General features: G+C 67.2%; 19 protein-coding genes. 11 read left to right on the top strand and 8 right to left on the bottom strand.

Annotated elements, in window-relative coordinates; translation table 11 throughout:
- Positions 1-107: 107 nt before the first annotated feature.
- The 3 genes from LZ586_RS03145 to LZ586_RS03135 are packed head-to-tail and all read right to left on the bottom strand — an operon-like array spanning position 108 to position 3,380.
- Positions 108-1,922, bottom strand: a complete 1,815-nt coding sequence (locus tag LZ586_RS03145) for a DUF885 domain-containing protein (protein ID WP_235078235.1) — start codon at positions 1,920-1,922, stop codon at positions 108-110.
- Positions 1,923-1,938: 16 nt separating this feature from the next.
- The gene (locus tag LZ586_RS03140; protein WP_235078234.1) at positions 1,939-2,394 is read right to left on the bottom strand and encodes an NfeD family protein; all 456 of its coding nucleotides are present in this window, start codon (positions 2,392-2,394) and stop codon (positions 1,939-1,941) included.
- Entirely contained in the window at positions 2,394-3,380 is a 987-nt protein-coding gene (locus LZ586_RS03135; RefSeq protein WP_235078233.1) for an SPFH domain-containing protein, read from the bottom strand. The genes LZ586_RS03140 and LZ586_RS03135 overlap by 1 nt, the downstream gene beginning before the upstream one ends.
- 52 nt (positions 3,381-3,432) lie before the next feature.
- On the opposite strand from LZ586_RS03135, the gene LZ586_RS03130 reads away from it, so the two are divergent.
- From LZ586_RS03130 to LZ586_RS03105, 6 genes are all read left to right on the top strand, one after another.
- On the top strand, positions 3,433-4,239 hold the full coding sequence (locus tag LZ586_RS03130; protein ID WP_235078232.1) for an HpcH/HpaI aldolase/citrate lyase family protein: 807 nt from the start codon (positions 3,433-3,435) through the stop codon (positions 4,237-4,239).
- A 1-nt stretch (position 4,240) separates the two neighbouring features.
- A complete protein-coding gene (locus tag LZ586_RS03125; protein WP_235078231.1) occupies positions 4,241-4,651 on the top strand; it encodes a hypothetical protein in 411 nt (136 codons plus the stop codon).
- Positions 4,652-4,668: 17 nt separating this feature from the next.
- Positions 4,669-5,430, top strand: a complete 762-nt coding sequence (locus LZ586_RS03120) for a hypothetical protein (protein ID WP_235078230.1) — start codon at positions 4,669-4,671, stop codon at positions 5,428-5,430.
- An 85-nt stretch (positions 5,431-5,515) separates the two neighbouring features.
- Positions 5,516-6,973 (top strand): IMP dehydrogenase, encoded by a 1,458-nt coding sequence (gene guaB / locus LZ586_RS03115; protein ID WP_235078229.1) that lies wholly within the window; start codon positions 5,516-5,518, stop codon positions 6,971-6,973.
- A gap of 3 nt (positions 6,974-6,976) precedes the next feature.
- Entirely contained in the window at positions 6,977-8,161 is a 1,185-nt protein-coding gene (locus tag LZ586_RS03110; protein WP_235078228.1) for an RsmB/NOP family class I SAM-dependent RNA methyltransferase, read from the top strand.
- 32 nt (positions 8,162-8,193) lie between these two features.
- Positions 8,194-8,700, top strand: coding sequence for a hypothetical protein (locus LZ586_RS03105; RefSeq protein WP_235078227.1), 507 nt, complete (start codon positions 8,194-8,196; stop codon positions 8,698-8,700).
- Here the strand turns inward: LZ586_RS03105 and rsmA are convergent.
- From rsmA to LZ586_RS03085, 4 genes are all read right to left on the bottom strand, one after another.
- Positions 8,697-9,530 carry a 16S rRNA (adenine(1518)-N(6)/adenine(1519)-N(6))-dimethyltransferase RsmA gene (gene rsmA, locus LZ586_RS03100; protein WP_235078226.1) on the bottom strand — a complete coding sequence of 278 codons (834 nt, stop codon included), beginning with the start codon at positions 9,528-9,530 and terminating at the stop codon, positions 8,697-8,699. The genes LZ586_RS03105 and rsmA overlap by 4 nt on opposite strands.
- Positions 9,527-10,546, bottom strand: a complete 1,020-nt coding sequence (gene pdxA, locus LZ586_RS03095) for a 4-hydroxythreonine-4-phosphate dehydrogenase PdxA (protein ID WP_261346029.1) — start codon at positions 10,544-10,546, stop codon at positions 9,527-9,529. Before pdxA ends, rsmA begins: the two co-directional genes overlap by 4 nt.
- A gap of 4 nt (positions 10,547-10,550) precedes the next feature.
- On the bottom strand, positions 10,551-11,924 hold the full coding sequence (locus LZ586_RS03090; protein ID WP_413777324.1) for a peptidylprolyl isomerase: 1,374 nt from the start codon (positions 11,922-11,924) through the stop codon (positions 10,551-10,553).
- 88 nt (positions 11,925-12,012) lie between these two features.
- A complete protein-coding gene (locus LZ586_RS03085; protein ID WP_235078224.1) occupies positions 12,013-14,364 on the bottom strand; it encodes an LPS-assembly protein LptD in 2,352 nt (783 codons plus the stop codon).
- Between the two features lie 108 nt (positions 14,365-14,472).
- Here LZ586_RS03085 and LZ586_RS03080 point away from each other — a divergent pair, with 108 nt between their 5' ends.
- The gene (locus tag LZ586_RS03080; RefSeq protein ID WP_235078223.1) at positions 14,473-14,913 is read left to right on the top strand and encodes a DNA polymerase III subunit chi; all 441 of its coding nucleotides are present in this window, start codon (positions 14,473-14,475) and stop codon (positions 14,911-14,913) included.
- 10 nt (positions 14,914-14,923) lie between these two features.
- Here LZ586_RS03080 and LZ586_RS03075 read toward each other — a convergent pair whose 3' ends face one another.
- Positions 14,924-15,256: a PilZ domain-containing protein gene (locus LZ586_RS03075; protein ID WP_235078222.1), complete on the bottom strand. Its 333-nt coding sequence runs from the start codon at positions 15,254-15,256 to the stop codon at positions 14,924-14,926.
- A 246-nt stretch (positions 15,257-15,502) separates the two neighbouring features.
- On the opposite strand from LZ586_RS03075, the gene LZ586_RS03070 reads away from it, so the two are divergent.
- From LZ586_RS03070 to LZ586_RS03055, 4 genes are all read left to right on the top strand, one after another.
- Complete coding sequence (locus tag LZ586_RS03070; protein WP_235078221.1) at positions 15,503-16,237, top strand: response regulator transcription factor; 735 nt, start codon at positions 15,503-15,505, stop codon at positions 16,235-16,237.
- Positions 16,237-17,556: an ATP-binding protein gene (locus LZ586_RS03065; protein ID WP_235078220.1), complete on the top strand. Its 1,320-nt coding sequence runs from the start codon at positions 16,237-16,239 to the stop codon at positions 17,554-17,556. The genes LZ586_RS03070 and LZ586_RS03065 overlap by 1 nt, the downstream gene beginning before the upstream one ends.
- 103 nt (positions 17,557-17,659) lie before the next feature.
- The gene (locus LZ586_RS03060; RefSeq protein ID WP_235078219.1) at positions 17,660-18,355 is read left to right on the top strand and encodes a carbonic anhydrase; all 696 of its coding nucleotides are present in this window, start codon (positions 17,660-17,662) and stop codon (positions 18,353-18,355) included.
- The gene (locus tag LZ586_RS03055) at positions 18,352-19,860 is read left to right on the top strand and encodes a SulP family inorganic anion transporter (protein ID WP_235078218.1); all 1,509 of its coding nucleotides are present in this window, start codon (positions 18,352-18,354) and stop codon (positions 19,858-19,860) included. Before LZ586_RS03060 ends, LZ586_RS03055 begins: the two co-directional genes overlap by 4 nt.
- The last annotated feature ends 115 nt before the right edge of the window (positions 19,861-19,975 follow it).

The following is a 19,975-nucleotide window of genomic DNA, read 5'->3' as shown; positions in this document are numbered from 1 at the left end:
GGTGCTTGGCTCGAGAGCATCGGCGATGTGGGTAGAGCAAAGTGAAGGCGGGCTCAATGCCGGCAACCCGGCAGGGCGAAAATTCGTCGCCCGCCTTCACGCGGATGCTATGCGCGCCGTGCCGCCACGTGCCGGTCGACGATGTGCCCGAGTACCGTCATCGGCACGTTGCCGCCGAGCACGACCGCGTCGTTGAACGCGCGGAAATCGTAGCGGGCGCCCAGCGCCGCCTTGGCGCGGTCGCGCAGGCGGTTGATCTCGCTATGGCCGACCTTGTAGCCGCAGGCCTGGCCGGGCCAGGAGCAATAGCGGTCGACTTCGCCCTGGACCTCGTCCTCGCTCGAGCCATTGGCTTCGACGAACCAGCGGATCGCCTGCTCGCGGGTCCAGCGCTTGGCGTGGAGGCCGGTGTCGACCACCAGCCGGCAGCAGCGAAAGCCCAGCGACTGGAGATAGCCGAGCTTCTCGACCGGGTTGCTGGCATAGACGCCGAGTTCGTCGGCGAGCTGTTCGGCGTAGAGCGCCCAGCCTTCGCTATAGGCGTTGAACTGGAGCAGCGAGCGGATCAGCGGCATGGTGAAGGTATATTCGCCCTGCCAGGCATGGCCGGGGATCGACTCGTGATAAGCGAGGTCGGGAAGGCTGTACTTGGTCCACAGCCCGGTGGAGCGCAGGTTGATCCACAGGCGGCCGGGCACCTTGCCGTCGATCGTCCCAGGCCCGCCATAGGCGCCGGGCGCGCCGGGCTCCTCGGCCAGCGGCAGGCGCTTTACTTCGACATTGCCCTTCACCAGCGTGTGGAAGGCCTGGGGCATCCTGCCGCGAATGTCGGCGATGCGGCTCTCAAGGAGCGCGACGATCTGCTTGCGCCCCGCATCGGTCTCCGGGAAGCTGTAGCGCGGGTCCTTGGCTAGCGCGGTCATACGCGCGCCGACGCTGCCTTGGCTGTACCCTTCCTTTTTCAGGATGACGTCCATCTCGGACTGGATCGCCCGCAGCTGTTCGAGGCCCATCCGATGGACCTCGTCGGGGGTCATCGTCGTGGTGGTGCCGGCGCTCAGCGCCCATGCGTAATAGGCGTCGCCATCCTTGAACTTCCATACGCCGGCATCGGAAGTGGCGCGGCTGCGGTGGCGTTCGAGTTCGGCGATCTGGCGGTCCAGGGCGGGAACCACGGCCTGGTTGCAGATCTCCCAGGCGCGCTGGCCGAAATCGCCTTCCATCCCCGCGGTGCGGTTGGCGAGCGAGGTCACCAGGCCCCAGCCGGCGGTGTTGCCGCTGCGCGCGAGCTTGATCTGCTTGAGCGCCTTGTCGAGCAGGAAGTCGGGCGCGATCACGCCGCGGCCGGCGGCGCGCTTCAGCCTCTCGGTCTCGCCGTCGAGTTGCGCGGCATAGGAGCGCAGGCGATCGAGATACGCTTCGGCGTCGTCCGTCGTCTCGACCTGATGCTCGTTCTCGAGCATGCGGGGCACGTCCAGAAAAGCGCCGACATTCTGCACGACGGCGTAGGGCGAGTTGCGCCAGCCGCCGACCGAGACATCGCCAAACCCGAAGCCAAGGCCTTTCAGCGAATTAGCATAAGAAGCCTGGATGACGTCGACATGGGTGCGCATGGCAGGGCTCAGCGCAGCGAGGTCCAGCTTGGCGATGTCCGCCAGCGTGCGCTGCAGATGGTCGGCCATCTTGCGCTGACCCGCCGGGGTGCGGTCGGCAAGCCGATGCTTGAGCGGCGCGCGCTTGTCCTTGTCGATGCCGAGGGTGGTCGCGCTTTCCGGGGAGAGCTGGAGCAGAGTCTCGGCGGTCCGGTCGATCAGCGCCTTTGCCTGATCCTCGGCACCCTGCGCGAGGGCTTGGGCGGGCAAAGCGGTGGCGGCAAGCGTGGCGCCGGTGCCGAGCAGCAGCTGGCGGCGGGTGGTCTGCATGCGGAACTCCGACAGGTCAGGCAGTGAGGATTGGGACAGGTTCGACGGTGAGACTGCCGCCGGTGGCGCCGGTGATGCGAACGCGCGCGCCGACAGGCTGATCGGGGCCGTGCGCGATCCATTCGCCGTCGCCGACGCGGACGCGGCCTTGGCCGCCTTCGATCGCCTGGACGACGGTGACGATCTCGCCGATCAGCCGCGCGACGCGATCGTTGAGCAGCGGATCGCTCGTCGCGACGGGAAAGTCACGATACCAGCGCTTGCCGATCAGCACGGTGGCAAGCGACCAGGCGGCGAATCCGATCAACTGCCCGCCGAGCGAGAGTTCGGGAAAGAGCAGGGCGATCGCGCCGGTGATCGCCGCCGCCAGCGCGAAGAAGACCAGGTAGACGCCGGGGATCAGCAGCTCGGCGGTGGCGAGCAGCACCCCGCCGATCAGCCAGAGCACTGCGGCGTTCTGCACCCAGTCCATCAGCCCTGCTGCTCGAACGGGCCGATGCGCGGGCGCGGCGGGGTTGCGGGCGGGGTGGGCGCGGCGGGGTCGTTCTTGCCCATCACTTCCTTGGCCAGCTCGCCGATGCCGCCCAGCGTGCCCATCAGCTGAGTCGCCTCGACCGGGAACAGGATCGTCTTGGCATTGGGCGAGGTCGCGAACTTGCCGATCGCCTCGACATATTTTTGCGCGATGAAATAGTTGAGCGACTGGTTCGACCCGTTCTCGATCGCGTCGGACACCAGCCGCGTTGCCTCCGCCTCGGCCTGTGCCGCACGCTCGCGCGCTTCGGAGTCGCGGAAGGCCGATTCCTTGCGGCCCTCGGCTTCGAGAATGCGGGCCTGCTTCTGGCCCTCGGCGCGCAGGATCTCGGAAGCGCGGGTACCCTCGGCCTCCAGGATGTTGGCGCGCTTTTCACGCTCGGCCTTCATCTGGCGGCCCATCGCATTGACGATGTCGGCGGGCGGGCGGATGTCCTTGATCTCGACGCGGGTGATCTTGACGCCCCAGGGCGTCGTCGCGTGATCGACTACCGAGAGCAGCCGCGCGTTGATCTCGTCACGCTTGGACAGCGTCTCGTCGAGATCCATCGATCCCATCACCGTGCGCAAATTGGTCGTGGTGAGCTGGAGCAGCGCGACATAGAGGTCCGAAACCTCATAGGCTGCCTTGGCGGCGTCGAGGACCTGGAAGAACACCACCCCGTCGGTGGAGATCATCGCATTGTCCTTGGTGATGATCTCCTGGCCGGGGATGTCGATCACCTGCTCCATCATGTTCACCTTGCGGCCGACACGATAGAAAAAGGCGGGATAGAAGTTGAAGCCCGGCGCAGCGACGGTGGTGAAGCGGCCGAAATGCTCGATGGTATATTGGTAGCCCTGCGTGACGATCTTTACGCTGGACATCACGTAGATGAAGACCAGCACCGCCAGCGCGATCAGAAATGCCGAAATCACGTCCATTCTCCCCCGAGTCCTCTCGCCATCGCACCCTGTGCTAGCATAGAGACGTGCCATGACCACAGCCCGCTTGGCGCCGCGCACCGCCCTGTTCCTGCCCGCGTCCAATCCGCGGGCGATCGAGAAGGCCGCCACGCTGACGGTGGATCTCGTCATCCTCGACCTGGAAGACGCCGTGCGTGACGACGCCAAGGCCGAAGCCAGGGCGGCGGCGGTCGAGGCGGCGGGGCGGGGGTTCGGGCCGCGGCTCTGCGCCATCCGGATCAACGGCAGCGAGTCCGGCGAGCACCTGGCCGATCTCGCCAGCATCGCCCGCTCGCTCGCCGACTTCGTCGTGCTGCCCAAGGCCGAAAGCGCGGAAGAGGCCGCCGACGTTCACCGGGCGTGCGGCAAGCCGCTGCTGGCGATGATCGAGACGCCGCTGGGAGTGCTGGAGGCGGCGGAGATCGGCGCGGTGGACGGTGTGGCCGGGTTGATCGCGGGTACCAACGATCTGGCCGCGGGGCTGCGGCTGCCGCCCGGCAGCGGGCGCGCAGGGATGTCGGTCGCGTTGCAGACAATCGTCCTGGCGGCGCGTGCGAACGCGGTGTGGGCGATCGACGGGGTGTTCAACGGGCTGGACGATCCGGACGGCCTGGCGAAGGAATGCCGAGAAGGGCGAATGCTGGGGTTCGACGGCAAGTCCTTGATTCATCCCGGACAAATCGACATAGCTGCCGCTGCCTTCGGTGCTTCGCCCGAGGAGCTGGAGGATGCCCGCGCGCTGATCGACGCAGCGCAAGGCGGCGCCGAGCGCTTCCGAGGACGGATGATCGAGGCGATGCACGTGAACCAGGCAAAGGCCCTGCTGGACCGGATGTGACATGCCCGACCTGCGCCAGCTCCACCAATCGCTGACCGATAGCATCGAGGCGCTGGCCGAGCTGACCTCGCGCCCCGCCCCCGACGAAGCGGCACTTGCGACCGAGCGCTACCGCCTGTCGCGGCTCAGCGGCGAGCGTCGGGGAGCGATCGAGGCGCTCTGCACCGAATTGGAAGGACGCCTCGCGCCGGCCGAAGCCGGCAGGCTGCGCCCGCTTCGCGAGGAGAGCGGCGCCGCGCGGCTGGAGTCCTCGGCGCATGTCAGCGGGTGGAGCCTACGCGACGTGGTGGCCGACTGGCCTGGATATTGTGCGGCATCGGCCCAGATGCGCCGGTCTATGCTCGACCAGATCGAGCGCGAGAAGCGGCTGCTCTATCCCCATCTGGGCAGCGCGGCGGAGCCAATCGGCTGACCGCGGGTTCCGGGCTCATGCTTCCGCAGATCCTCTTCGGCCACCACACCACCCAGATGCCGGCGATTGCCGGGATCATCGATCACAGCCGCTTCCAGGTGGCGTTCGCGCCATTCGACGCGGTGGATCCCGATTATTTCGACCTGATCGTGCCGTTGCGGCTGGATCAGATGCCCTCGGCGCGCGCGGCGGTGGCGCGAAGCTCGGGCAAGCGCCGGGCGGTGCTGCCCTCGGCCGAGCTGGTCGAGCTGATCGACGACAAATTGCGCTTCAACCTGTGGCTCGTCGAGCAGGGTTTCGGCGCCCATGTGCCCGAGCTGCTTCCCGATCCCCCGCAAACCTATCCCTATATCCGCAAGGCGCGGCACGGCACGTTCGGCCAGGGCATCAGGATCGTCCGCGGACCCGAGGACGCCGACGCACCCGATCCCGAGACCTTCGTCCAGCGCATTGCCGAGGGGCGCTACGAATATGTCCTCCATCTGCTGCGGGTGGACGGCAAGATCCGCTTCCAGCTCTGCTATCGCTACGACATGATCGAGGCGATGAGCGTGCGCGGGCAGGGGCAGGAGGCAGCGACGACCGAGCCTGCCGAACCCGGCCCGGCATTGGCGCCGTGCCTGGCGATCCTCGACGCACTCGATTTCGAAGGCACCTGCTGCTTCAACTACAAGATCGTCGACGGGACGATGCAGCTGATCGAGCTGAACCCGCGTTTCGGCGGTTCGCTCGTCGGCGAAGTGACCAATTATGTCGCGGCGCATCTGGATGCGCTGTGAGCAGAAGGGTGTGACCCCCTAGCGCATCTCCCCCCTCGCGGTTACATGGGCCGCCAACCTTCGACTCAAGGACCTGGCGCTCTCCATGGACATCCCTCTCGGTCTCACCTTCGACGATGTCCTCTTATACCCGGGCGAGTCCGAGGTGCTGCCGAGCATGGCGGACACTCGGACCTTCGTGACCAAGGGTCTGGCGCTCAACATTCCGATCCTCTCCTCGGCAATGGATACCGTCACCGAGGCCGACATGGCGATCGTCATGGCGCAGCTGGGCGGCATCGGCGTGCTTCATCGCAACCTCGACGTCGATCAGCAGGTCGACGCGGTCCGCGCGGTCAAGCGCTTCGAGAGCGGCATGGTCGTCAATCCGATCACGATGCGCCCGACCGGCACTCTGGCCGACGCGCAAGCGCTGATGGCGCGCCACAAGATCAGCGGCGTTCCGGTGGTCGAGGATGGCGGCAAGCTGGTCGGCATCCTCACCAACCGCGACGTGCGCTTCGCGGGCAATCCGAACCAGCCGGTCTCCGAGCTGATGACGCACCAGAATCTGGTCACCGTGCCCTTGGGCGTCAGCTCCGAGGACGCACGCCGGCTGCTCCATCAGCGCCGGATCGAGAAGCTGCTGGTGGTGGACGACGCCTATCGCTGCGTCGGGCTGATCACCGTCAAGGACATCGAAAAGGCCGTGAATTACCCCAGCGCGACCAAGGATCCGGCCGGCCGCCTGTGCGTCGCCGCCGCCACCACGGTGGGTGACAAGGGCTTTGCCCGCACCGAGGCGCTGGTCGATGCCGAAGTCGATCTGATCGTGATCGACACCGCGCATGGCCATAACAAGGAAGTCAGCCGCGCGGTCGAGCGCGTGAAGAAGCTGTCGAACCGCGTCCAGGTGATTGCCGGCAACATCGCCACGGCGGACGCCGCCAAGGCGCTGATCGACGCCGGCGCAGACGGGCTCAAGGTCGGCATCGGTCCTGGCTCGATCTGCACCACCCGCGTGGTCGCCGGGGTCGGCGTGCCGCAGCTCACCGCGGTCATGGAAGCCGCCAACGAAGCCGCCAAGTCGGGCGTGCCGGTGATCGCCGATGGCGGCATCCGCACCTCGGGCGACGTCGCCAAGGCGCTTGCGGCAGGGGCCTCCAGCGCGATGATCGGATCGCTGCTGGCCGGCACCGAGGAAGCGCCGGGCGAGACCTTCCTGTATCAGGGCCGCGCGTACAAATCCTATCGCGGCATGGGCTCGGTCGGCGCGATGGCGCGCGGTTCGGCGGATCGCTATTTCCAGCAGGACGTGAAGGACCAGCTCAAGCTGGTGCCCGAAGGCATCGAGGGCCAGGTGCCGTTCAAGGGTCCGGCGCGCGACGTGATCCACCAGCTCGTCGGCGGCGTGAAGGCGGCGATGGGCTATGTCGGCGCAGCGACGATTCCCGATCTGCAGAAGAAGGCGCGCTTCGTCCGCATCACCAATGCCGGCCTGCGCGAAAGCCACGTCCACGACGTGACGATCACCCGGGAAGCTCCCAATTACCCGACGCGCTGAGCCATGACGCCCGCTGCCCGCACTCAGGCGGCGATCGATCTGCTCGATCGGATCATCACGGCCGCGCGCGAGGGTGGCGCGGCGGCGGACACGCTGATCGCGCGCGGCTTCGCCGAACGGCGCTATGCCGGCTCCAAGGACCGGCGCGCGATCCGGGACCTGATCTATGAGGCGATCCGGTTGTGCGGCGAACGGCCCGATAGCGGCCGCGCGGCAATGGTAGCGCTCGCCCGGGGCAAGCCCGAATTGGCCGCCACGTTCGACGGATCACCCTATGGGCCGCCCCTGCTGAGCGACGAGGAGCCAGCCGCGCAACCCGGCGCGCTTCCGGACTGGCTCCGCAAGCGCTTCGAGCGATCGGGGCTGGATGGGGACGAGCAGGCGGCGCTGCTGGAGCGTGCGCCGCTCGACATCCGCCTGAACCGGTTGAGGCCGGAAGCCGCGGCTCTGGCGAGCGAGCTTGCGGGTGCGACACCGTTGGCGCACTTGCCCGACGGGTGGCGGGTGCCGAGCGACACGCCGCTCGAGCGGCTGCCGGCCTATGCCGACGGGCTGTTCGAGATCCAGGACGCCGGCAGCCAGATCGTCACCGCCGCGGCAGACGCACGCCCTGGGACGAAGGTGGTCGACTTGTGCGCCGGCGGTGGGGGCAAGACGCTCGCGCTTGCCGCGGCAATGGCGAACCAGGGCAGCATCCTGGCGTGCGACATCGACCGGCCCCGCCTGTCACGGCTGGCGCCGCGCGCCGCGCGGGCAGGGGTGACGATCGCCGAGACGCGGCTGCTGGATCCCTCGCGCGAGGCCGAGCTGCTGGCCGACTGGCGAGGCGAGGCCGATCTCGTGCTGATCGATGCGCCCTGCTCGGGCACGGGCACGTGGCGGCGCAATCCTGAGGCACGCTGGCGGCTTACCGACGCGCGGCTGAAACGGCTGGGTGACACTCAGGCAAGCCTGCTCGACATCGCGGCGGACCTTGTCGCGCCCGGTGGCGCGCTGCTCTACATCGTATGCTCGCTGCTGGATGCCGAAGGGGCCGAGCAGGTCACCAAGTTCCTTGCGCGCCATCCCGGCTGGGCAGCGGCTCCGCTTAACCTCGGCGCCGGCCGCGCGCGTGGCCACGGTGTTCGCCTGACCCCGCTTCACGATGGCACCGACGGCTTTTTTGTCGCGAAGCTGATGCGCGCATGATAGCCGTAAGCAGTTCATTTTCGGAGATTTGGATGCGGATCACTGCGATTTCGGCTGCGGTTGCGCTGATGGTCTTGTCACTTTCTTCTTCGCTGATGGCGCAGCGGCCCGGCGACGAGATCGACCCCCGGTCGATGGTGCTGCTGCAGCAGGGTCGTGCGGCCCAGGCATCGGGCAACATCGAGGGCGCACAGGACGCGCTGGAAAGCGCGCTGGCGCTCGATCCGCGCAATCGCGACGCGTTTATCGTCCTGGCGGAGATTTCGCGCGGACGTGGGCTCCCGGGCAAGGCGATCCGGCTGTACCGCGAGGCGCTGGCGCTTCAGGCCAACGACTTGGCGGCGTTGCGCGGGCAGGGCGAGGCGATGGTCGCCAAGGGCGCGATCGAGAAGGCCAAGGAAAATCTCGGCAAGATCCAGACGATCTGCAAGGGCCAGTGCAACGACGCGAATATGCTGGCGGCGGCGATCGCCAAGGGTCCCCCGGCCACGGCGACCGCGCAGACCGGCGGCGCGACGCCGGCACCCGCCACTCCCTAGAGCGCCGGGCTCTGGCTCAGGACGCGGGCGAGGCTGACGAACTCGTCCACCGACAGCGTCTCGGCGCGGCGGCTGGACTCGATCCCCAACGCCGCCATTGCGTCGAGCGCGCCGACGACCGGCTTCAGGCTCTGGCGCAGCATCTTGCGCCGCTGGCCGAAGGCGGCGGCGGTAATCGCTTCGAGCACCGGGAAGCGCACCCCAGCCGGGGCTTCGGCGGGCACGATGTGGACCACCGCGGACATCACCTTTGGCGGCGGCGTGAAGGCCGAGCGGTGCACCGTCATCGCGATCCGCGCCTGCGACCGCCACTGGCTGAGCACCGCGAGGCGGCCATAGGCGTCGGTATCGGGCGCGGCGACGATGCGTTCGGCCACTTCCTTCTGGAACATCAGGGTGAGGCTCGCCCACCACGGCTCCCATTGCGTGGAAAGCCATCCGACCAGCAGCGCGGTGCCGACATTATAGGGCAGATTGGCGACGACATGCGGCTTGCCCTCGAACAGCGCGGGCGCGTCGACTTCGAGCGCGTCGCCTTCGATGACGTGCAGCTTGCCCGGAAACGCCTCGCCGAGTTCGGCCAGCGCGGGAATGCAGCGGCGGTCCCGCTCGACCGCCGTGACTTGCGCGCCACCCTCGAGCAGGGCGCGCGTGAGCCCGCCGGGCCCGGGGCCGACTTCGAACACCTCGGCCCCGTTGAGGTTGCCGGGAACCCGGGCGATGCGGCCCAGCAGCTGCGAATCGAACAGGAAGTTCTGCCCCAGCGCCTTGCTGGCGTTGAGCCCGTAGCGCTGGATGACCTCGCGAAGTGGGGGGAGGGCGACGCTCAAGACACGCCCGCCGCGGCGGTCGCGGCGCGCCGTTCGGCCGCCATCTGCGCCATGCGTATGGCGGCGATCATTGCGCCGGGATCGGCTTCGTCGCGCCCGGCAATGCCGAACGCCGTCCCGTGATCCGGCGATGTCCGCACCAGCGGCAGCCCGAGCGTCATGTTCACGCCGTCATCGAAATGGAGCGTCTTGATCGGGATCAGCGCCTGGTCGTGATACAGGCACAGCGCCGCGTCATATCCGGCGCGGGCCCGGGCATGGAACATGGTGTCCGCCGAAAACGGGCCGACCGCATCAATGCCCTCGGCGCGCAGCTGCTCGATCGCGGGAATGAGGATGTCGACTTCCTCATGTCCGATCGCGCCGCCTTCGCCGGCGTGCGGGTTCAGCCCGGCAAACGCCAGCCGCGGACGTTCGATGCCGAAGTTGCGCAACAGCCCGCGCGCCGTCACCCTGGCCTTGGAGAGGATGAGTTCCTGCGAGATGAGGCCGGGCACCTCAGACAGGGGCACATGCACCGTCATCGGCACGACCCGGAGAGTGGGACCCGCAAGCATCATCACCGCGCTTTCCGCCGACACGCCGCATCGCTCCGCGACGAACTCGGTCTGGCCGGGATGCGTGAAGCCGATCTGATATAGCTGCGCCTTGGAGACGGGGCCAGTCACCAGCGCGCCCGCCGCCGACCGGGCGAGGCCCACGCCGATCTCCAGCGCCTGAAGCGCCACGCGGGCGCTGTCACCGTCCGGCCGACCTGGAGTGACTTCGCCAACTTCGCCTACCGACAGGATCGGCAGCGCGTCGGCAAACTTCGAAGCCGCTTCGTCCGGCGAACGAACCTCGACAAGCGGGCCGTCCCACACCGCGGCGATCGCCTTGGCATTGCCGATCACGAAGAACGGCGCGAGCGACTCCGCCGCGCGCGCGTTCCACGCCTTGGCGATGATCTCCGGCCCGATACCGGCCGGGTCCCCCATCGTGACGGCGAGCGGTCGGATTGTGGTCCGGACCGTCACGCGGTCAGCGATATTCGACCAGAGCGTCGCGGCGCAGGTCGCGCAGCATGCGCTGTGCGCGAATGTTGACGCGCTGCTCGGCGATCTGGTCCTGCAACTGCTCGACCGAAGGCGCACCCGGGGCGGCGGGATCGTCGCGGCCGCAGATCACGAGCACCCGCACGCCTTCCTCGACCGAGCCGAAGGGACGGCTGACCTGACCGATCTGGAGCGGCAGGATCATCGTCTGCAGCGCCGCCGGCAATTCGCGGATCACGACGCCGTCGCGGTCGACCATCTCGGCGCCCTCGGCGGTCGCGACCTTGGCCGCGTCGCCGCAGCCCTGCATCTTCTGCGTGGCGGTGGCGAAGGCGCTGGCCCGCGCGGTGGCCTGTGCCTGAGTCATGCCCTTCGGAAAGTTGATCGCGAGCTGGCGCAGGCTGAGCTTGGCGTCCCGCGGATCGGCCATGCCGACCTGGCGCTTCTCGGCCAGGTACAGCACCGAGAACCCGGTCGGCAGCTCGATCGGGCCGGCAACCTGGCCGGCCTGCATCTCCTGCGCCGCGCGGGCGAGCGGATCGGGCAGCATGGCAGGACGGATCCAGCCGAGATCGCCGCCAACCGACTTGGTGGACGCCTCCGAATAGGTCCGCGCCAGATAGTCGAACGGCGCGCCTTCGCGCATCTGCTGGATCATGCGCTGCATGCCCGCACGCACTTCCTGCGCGCGGTCCGGCGTCGCGTTCTGGTAGATCTCGTAGACGTGATACTCGTCGCTACCCTTCTGCTTGGTCCAGCGGTCGATCCAGTCCTTGACCTCGGCCTCGCTGACATTGACGTCGACGCGGCGGCGCAGCAGCCGGCTCCAAGCGATCTCGCCCTCGATCTGGCGGCGAATCGAGCGTTCGGACGAACCCGACTGCTTCAGCCAGACGCGGAACTGCTCGGGGGTCTTTTCCAGGCGGCGCGCGACGCTGTTGAAGCTGGTGTCGACTTCCTTGGCCTCGACCGTGATCTGGTTCGCCTTGGCTTCCTGGATCTGCAGCGTCTCGTCGATGATCTGGCGCAGCACGGTCAGGCGAAGCTGGTCGAGCTCCTCGGCCTTGAGCGTGAGCTTGTTCAGCCCGACGATCAGCGCGACGCGCTGGTCCACGTCGGTGCCGGTAATGACCACGTCATTGACGATCGCGGTCGGCTTGCGGACGTTCGGATCGGCCTTGCCGAATATCTGCAGGTTGGCCGGAAGATCCAGCCCGGTATTTGGAACGCTCTGCTGATCGGGTACGGTCTGGGCGAGCGCCACAGACGCCAGCCCCGCAACCCCTAGCGCCAAAACAGTCTTGCGACCCAAACGGATCGCCTTCGCAACACCAGTGTTCACGTGAGCCCGAACCCTCATCATACAGATACGTGGCGCTTACTCGCCAATTGTGCCTGAACCAAGGCTTAGCGGAATCCGGCCTGTCGCCCGATCCCGCCCCAGGTTTCTAGCGGCCGAGATTTTTGAACGCCAGCGCCAAGAGGAAACTGTTGCCGCGCCGCGCGTCGCCCGTCGTCTCATAGTCGCGCCGCCAGGTGAGGCCGAGCCGGAGGCAATCGTCCTCATAGGCCACGCCCAGCCGATGCCGCACCGGCTCAAACCCGTCGGCCTGCGACAGGAGATCCTCGTTGCGGTCGGTCAGGTCGACGAGCAGCGATCCCGACACCGACCAGAAGCGGGCGAGCTGCACCCGGGCGCCGAGGCGCGCCTCTTCGCGGTCCTGCAGATCCTCGAGCACGCCGGTGGCGTTGCGGTTGAGGCGGAGATAGCCGACCTGCACATAGGTGCTGCGCGAGCCCACCGTGGCGTCGACTTCGTTCCGGCGGATCGCCAGGCCGTCCTTGTCGAGGCGATAGCGGTGGGTAAGGCTGACGAAGTCGCGGAAGCGCACCACCGTGCGCCCGACGATGTCCGAAACACGGTCGTTCAGCCCCGTGCCGTCGGGAAGGATAGATTCCTGCGAGGACAGGCGATAGCTCTGGCCGACATTGGCGTCGATGCTGATCCCGGGGAGGTAGAGCGAGTAATCGACGCCCAGCGTGACGCGGGTCGAATCGTCGAACCGGTCGTATCCGGAGAAGCGGTTGAGCGCGAAAAGGTTGGAGTCTTCCAGATCGACGGCCCGGGCGTCTTCGTTCGGCACGTCCAGATTGTTGGTCTTCGGAGCGGCGACGATCTGGATCCTGGGCGTGATCCGCTGGGTGCCACCGAACGCCTCGCCGATCAGCGGCCACTTCACGTCGAATGCCAGCGCGCCGATCCCGCGGAACCGGAAGCCCTCGAGCCCGCGATAGCTTTCAACCGTCTCCAGCGTGTCGTGCGTGTTGTAGGCGTCGGCGCGGCCATAAGCGGTAAGGGTGAGTTCCTGCCCCCAGGGCGTCAGCCGCCGCACGTCCCATTGCGCGCTGGCGAAGGCACGCTGCGAATCCTGGCCGTCGGTCCGCGCGATAGCGAGCGTGTTGACCTGGAACTGGAGAAGGCCGCCAAGGACGCCATCGTCGAGCCGACGGCGATAGTCGAGCTCGGGCAGGGCGATCGGCTGCGCGCCCTGCCGTTCGCCAACGCGCAGCGTCTGCACCGCCCAGGCGTTGATCGAGAAGTAGGAGTCCTGGTCGATGCGCTCGACGCGAACATTGTTGCGCAGACGGTCGTCGCGCGAAATGTCGTAGCGGCGCAGGAACGTGCGGTCGGTCGTGGCCCGGATCGACGCGCTGGCGCTCCAGTTCGGATCGAGCTGGAAGCGGCCCACTGCGTCGAGATAGCCGCGAAAGTCGTTGCGCGACGTTTCATCGGTGACGGGAACGGTCAGGTCGTCGGCACGGCGGCTATAGGTGCCATAGCCGGTCACCCGGAACGCGCCGATATCCGACAACTGGCGATATTCGCCCTGCAGCATCGGCAAGGCGCCACTGAAGACACGCGGCGTCACCGTCAGGTCGCGATTGGGCGCGAAGCTGAAGAAATAGGGCAGGGCTACCTGGAAGCCGTTGGTGCGGCTGTAGCGGATGTCGGGCGTGAGGAACCCGTCGTCGCTGCTGCCGCCCACCGGGTGCGAAAACGACGGGAGCGGGATCGAGACGATCCCGAATATCGAGACATGCGCCCCGGTATAGCGGATGCGGCCCTGCGCCGGATCGTAGACTACCTGCGCCGCGGTGATCTTCCACGACGGCTCTTTCGGGCAGCCGCCGGTGTCGGTCACGGTGCACGGCGTATAGGCAGCGTTCTCCACGGTGATGACGCCATTCTCGCGGCGCCCGCGCTCCGCCGCGACGCGTCCGCCGGCGTCGAGTACCACCAGCATGTTCTCGACCACGCCGTCTTTGAGCGTGTCGGTCAGTTCGATCCGGTCGCCATAAGCGGCGTCGCCTTCCGGATTGATGATGACGATGTTGCCTTCGGCGGTCACCTGGCCGGTTTTGCGGTCCCAGACCACGGTATCGGCGCGCAGGCGATCGCTGCGCCGATACAGGCGAACGTCGCCATTGGCGGTGACGACATCCTTTTCATAGTCATAGTCGATGCGATCGGCGGTGAACTGTACCTCGTCGGGGTTCTCGGTCGCCATCGGCGAGGGTGGGGGGGGCGTGACGCCGGGCGTCTGCAGCGAGGCCGATCCGGCCTGGCCCTCGTTCGACGGCTGTGCCGTCGGCGCGTCAGGTGGCGTCTGCGGCAGGTCGGGCTGTCCCGCGGGCGCCTCCTGAACATCGGCCGTCTGCTGCGCACGCGCTTGCGCCGAGAAGCAAATCCCGAGAGCGCCCGACAGCAATAACGCCTTGCGCGTCACCTTGATTCCCACCTTTTTCTTCACTCCCGGCACGCGGCCCGCTTCGGCCCTATCGCAGCGCTTCCCGCATCGCAACGGCGGGTGCGTTGGCCAGACCGTTTCCGCGCGCTAAAGGGGGCTATGCAGGTCGATTTCTACCACCTGACCAGAACCCCTCTGGCACGCGCACTTCCCCGCATTGCCGAGCGTATCCTGGCGAATGCGGGGCGGTTGCTGGTGGTCGCGTCGGAAGAGGAGGTGCGGGTGCAGCTGGACCAACAGCTATGGACCTATGCGCCGGACAGCTTCCTGCCCCACGGCCTTGCCGGCGGTGAAGACGATGCACGCCAGCCGGTGTTGATCAGTGGCGCCGTAGCGGCGGCGAACGGCGCGGAGAACGTCGCGCTGGCGGATGGCGTATGGCGGGACGAGGCACTGGCGTTTACCCGCGCTTTCCACTTCTTCACCGACGACCACATCCAGGAAGCGCGGCTGGCGTGGAAGGGGCTTGCTGGCAAGGACGGCGTGGAGCGGCGATACTGGAAGCAGGACGAGGCCGGACGCTGGGAACAGGCGGCCTGAGTCGGCTTCCTCAGGCTTCGCGGCTCTCCGCAACGAGCCGATGCAGGATCAGGGGATGCAGCGGGGTTGCGAATTCCAGGCCCAGACAGCCCTGCCGGCTCCAGCGGATCTGCGCGCCGATCGGCGCCAGCCCGGGCATCGTCAGCACGACTTTGGTACCCGGTTCGACGTTCAACGAACACACTGCGCGGCATCCGAAGTTCGAGATGTCCAGCAACTCCACTTTGCGCTTGCCCAGCATCGAACTGCCCAGCACGCTCTCAAGATGGACTTCTACCCGCAGTTCCTTGCGGGAATTGGATTGGCTTGGCCTGAAGCTGTCTGCCGCGCTCTGATAGGTCATCTGTTCCGCTCCGCTGCTTGGCGTCCGCCATTCGAGGCGTGGGCAATGCTCCGCTTGCTGATGCCGCTGCGCGGACCATCTCGGACGAAGATCCTTGTTGCCCGATGGTGTTTTGTAGAAGAGGAAGCTTAAGGCTTCGCTAAGCCGTTGTATCGCCGACTATTCCTGCCTCTGCGGCGGGAGCGTCGCGGCGTTGTGGTGCAATGCGGCGTTGACCCGCCCCCTGCAGGTTTTTAGGGCAGTCGCATGTTCCAGTCTCCCTTGCCCGCGACGGCGCCGACGATCATCCTCGTCGAGGACGATCCGCCGCTGCGGACGTTGACCTCGCGCGCGCTGCAGGAACATGGCTATCGCGTGCGTCCGGCGGCGACGGGTGCCGAGATGTGGGTCGCGCTCGACGCGGGCCCCGCCGATCTCGTTATCTTGGACGTGATGTTGCCTGGCACCAGCGGCATCGATCTTTGCCGAACCCTTCGTGAAAAAAGCCAGATCCCGGTGATCTTTATTTCGGCCAAGGGCAGCGAGACCGACCGGGTCGTCGGGCTTGAGCTCGGCGCCGACGATTATCTCGCAAAGCCGTTCGGCACGCGGGAGTTGATCGCACGGGTGCGCGCGGTGCTGCGCCGTGGAAGCGGGCGGCCCGATGGCGACGCCCAGCCTGCACAGGGGATGCTCCGCTTCGACGGCTGGACGGTCAATCTTCCACGCCGCGAACTGCTTTCCCCAACCGGCGCGGTGATCGAGCTGACCGGCGCCGAGTTCGACCTCCTCGTCAGCCTGTGCGACCATTCGGGTCGCGTGATCGCGCGCGAGCGGTTGATCGAATTGTCGCGGACAAGGCTCGGCGACAGCTCGGATCGCAGCGTCGACGTCCTGATCAGCCGGCTGCGACGAAAGCTGTCGACCGCCGGCGCCAAGGCTCCGATCATCACCGTGCGGGGCGTCGGCTATATGCTCAACGCGCCGGTCACCCGGGCTTGATGCATCTGCTCCGGCCCCCACTCGGGCTGATCGGCAGGATCTTCGCTATCCTGCTTCTGGCGATCCTGATCGAATTCGGCGCCAGTACCTTCTTCTACGAACGCGCAAGCCAGCTTTCGGTGCGCGACGATGAGGCGCGCCGTCTGGCGGAGCATCTGATCATCGCGCGCAAGCTGCTCGACGACGCGCCCCAGAACGCCCGGGCGGCGGTGGCGCAGGACCTGACCACTTCGCGGTACAGCATTGGATGGATGCCACGGGTGCCCGCATATCTCGCCGCCGCACCGACACTCGACCGGATCTACCAGCAAGTCGTCGTGTGGGAGCCGAGCCTCACGCATTCCAATCTGCGGCTACGCTTGAACGGGGCGCCGCGGCGGGCGGTGATCGTCGGCGGACTGGCGCTGCGTGACGGAACCTGGATGGCGTTCGGCACGCGCGAGCCGGTGCGGCACCTGGGGTTTTCGCTCGAGCGGATGTTGCTCGCGCTGGCGCCGGCGGTCGCGATCATCCTGGCGGGGGGCGTGTTGGTCCGCCAGACCCTGTTACCAATGCGCCGGCTCGCGCATGCCGCCGAGCATGTCGGGAGCGACATTGCGGAAGCGGTGCCGGAAGCGGGACCTCGCGAAGTGCGGCGGGTCATCACTGCGTTCAACCGCATGCAGGCACGCATTCACCGGCTGATCAGCGACCGAACCCAGGCGCTGGCCGCCGTCGGCCATGATCTGCGTACGCCGCTCGCCCGGTTGCGGCTGCGCGCCGAGGCGATCGAGGATCCGGCGGTGCTCGACGCCGTGCAGGCCGATATCGGCGAGATGGAGGCGATGATCGGATCGTTGCTCGCCTATCTTGGCGGCGAAGTGGACCTGGAGCCGCAGGTTGCGGCGGACCTGGCCGTTCTGTGCGCGACCATCGCCGATGACGCGGCCGATCACGGCCATTTGGTACGCTATGCCGGGCCCGAGCATCTCGAGCTTGCGATCCGGCCGATGACCCTCAAGCGGGCGCTGATCAACCTGGTGGAGAACGGCATCCATTACGCGGATCAGGTGTGGGTGACGCTCCACGCTGCCGACGACACCGTGACCGTGTCCGTCGAGGATGACGGGCCGGGCATCCCCGAAGAGGCGCTGAAGAAGGTGCTGGAGCCGTTCGTTCGGCTCGACCGCGCGCGCGCGCGGGACACCCTGGGTTTGGGCTTGGGGCTCTCCATCGTCGCAAAGGCAGTGGAAGGCGAGGGCGGTACCCTGATCCTGGGGAACCGAGCCGAGGGTGGCCTCCAGGCGCGGATCGTGCTGCCGCGCCCCCGTTCCGCATAGCAACAATTCCTTACGGAAGCGCTGCGCCGCAGCAAAACTAGTCGCCTAACTACTACTCGATTGTCCTGCCCTTTCAGGCGCGGGTTTTGAGAGGAGTTGAGCGGTGAACGAAGTAATCGGACGCGTCGTCGGTTTCGAGAAGCAGGTCTTCCCGGATCAGAGCGCCCTGTATTCGAAGCTCGCGGCCGATGGTCAGAGCCCGAAGGCGCTCATGATCTCGTGCGCGGATTCGCGCGTGGTGCCGGAGCATATCATCCAGGCCCAGCCCGGCGACCTGTTCGTCTGCCGCAATGCCGGCAACATCGTGCCGCCTTTCTCCACGCAGAACGGGGGCGTCTCGTCGACGGTGGAATATGCCGTCGCGGCGCTGGGCGTTCGCGACATCATCGTCTGTGGCCATTCGGACTGCGGCGCGATGAAGGCGCTGATGAACCCGGAGATGCTGAACGGCATGCCCAATGTCGCTGCCTGGCTGCGCCACAGCCATGCCGCCGAGTCGGTCGTGAAGGGCGGGTATCCTGACATGGAGAATGGCGACGCGGTGCGTGCGGCCAGCCTGGAGAATGTCGTGGTGCAGCTGGCGCATCTGCGCACCCACCCCTCCGTGACCGCGGCGATCTCGCGCGGCGACGTGGCCCTGCATGGCTGGTTCGTCGACATCAGTGCGGGCATGGTGCTCGGCCTCGACGGCGAGACCGGCCGCTTCGTGCCGATCCGCGACGACCGTCCGCTTCCCGTCGCGCTGCCCGCCGCCAAGCGGATCGCGTCCGAGCACCATGGCCTGGAAGCCGCGGAATGATTTCTGCCGAACCGGCCAAGTCCGGCACCCTGGTGCGGGACTTCACGGCATCGATCGTCGTGTTCCTGGTGGCGATGCCGCTCTGCATGGGCATCGCCATCGCCTCGGGCGTACCGCCTGAAAAGGGGCTGATCACCGGCATCATCGGCGGCCTGGTCGTCGGCGCCTTTGCCGGGTCCCCGCTTCAGGTCAGCGGCCCCGCCGCGGGTCTGGCGGTGATCGTCTTCGAACTGGTGCGCGATCAGGGATTGTCGGCACTCGGACCCATTCTGGTGCTCGCCGGCGCGATCCAGGTCGTCGCCGGCATCTTCCGGCTGGGCGGCTGGTTCCGTGCCATCTCTCCGGCGGTCGTGCATGGGATGCTCGCGGGCATCGGCGTGCTGATCGTCGTCGGGCAATATCATGTGCTGTTCGACGCCAAGCCCTTGTCGAACGGCCTCGAAAACCTCGCCGCGATGCCGGGCCGCCTGCTCGGACTGTCGCCGAGCAGCATAGAGGCGACGGAGATCGCCCTGCTGCTGGGTCTCCTAACCATCGCGATCATGCTGGCCTGGGAGAAACTCCGCCCCGCCTCGCTCAAGCTGTTGCCCGCCGCGTTGCTCGGTGTCGCGGCAAGCACGCTGATCGCGTGGGGCATGGATCTCGGCGTGACTCGCGTCTCGGTTCCGGAGAACATCTTCGCGGCGATCACGCTGCCGAACGCCAGCTTCTTCAGCCGCTGGATCGACCCGGCGGTGATCACCGCCGCGCTCGCCATCGCCTTCATCGCCAGCGCCGAGACTTTGCTGTCCGCCGCGGCCGTCGACCGCATGCACGATGGCGTCCGCACCAACTACAACAAGGAGTTGCGGGCGCAGGGTATCGGCAACCTGTTGTGCGGCCTTGCCGGCGCGCTGCCGATGACCGGCGTGATCGTCCGCAGCTCGGCGAACGTCCAGGCGGGCGCCCAGACGCGGCTTTCCACGATCCTGCACGGCGCGTGGATCCTCGCCTTTGTCGCGCTGCTGCCCTGGCTGCTGCGCGAGATCCCGATGGCCGCGCTCGGCGCGGTGCTGGTGGTGACGGGCGCGCGGCTCGTCAACTTCAACCATGCCAGGCATCTGTTCCGCGACTATGGCCTGCTGCCCGTCGCGATCTGGGCCGTGACGCTCATCCTGGTGGTGGCCGAGGACCTGTTGACCGGCGTGCTCGTCGGCATCGCGCTGTCGCTGCTGGAACTGGTGCCGCACTTCCGCCGGCTTGGCCTCAAGGTCGACCGGCAGCAGGACGAAGGCTTGCAGACGATCGCCTTGTCGGGGTCCGCAACCTTCGTGGCGCTGCCCAAGCTGTCCGACGCGCTGGAATCGGTTTCGGGCGGGGGGCCGGTGCGGCTGGACCTCACGCATCTCTCGGCGGTGGATCACACCTGCGCCGAACTGATGAAGGACTGGCTGCAGCGTCGCCGTGCCGGCGGTGGGCAAGTCGAATTGTCGGGTGCCACCGGCAAGATGGCGGCGTTCGCCTAAGCTTGCGCAATACTTCGTTACAGGCGGGCAATCCGGTTGACACGCCGGTGGTGCTAACCAATAAGAAGTCCGGGCCGATCGTGTCTCCCCGTTTTTAAGCGCAGCGGGAGAAGGG

Source organism: Sphingomonas sp. S2-65 (assembly GCF_021513175.1).
Lineage (GTDB): Bacteria > Pseudomonadota > Alphaproteobacteria > Sphingomonadales > Sphingomonadaceae > Sphingomonas.
The sequence above is the reverse complement of the archived record's forward strand: the minus strand, read 5'-3'. Positions and strand labels throughout refer to the sequence as shown.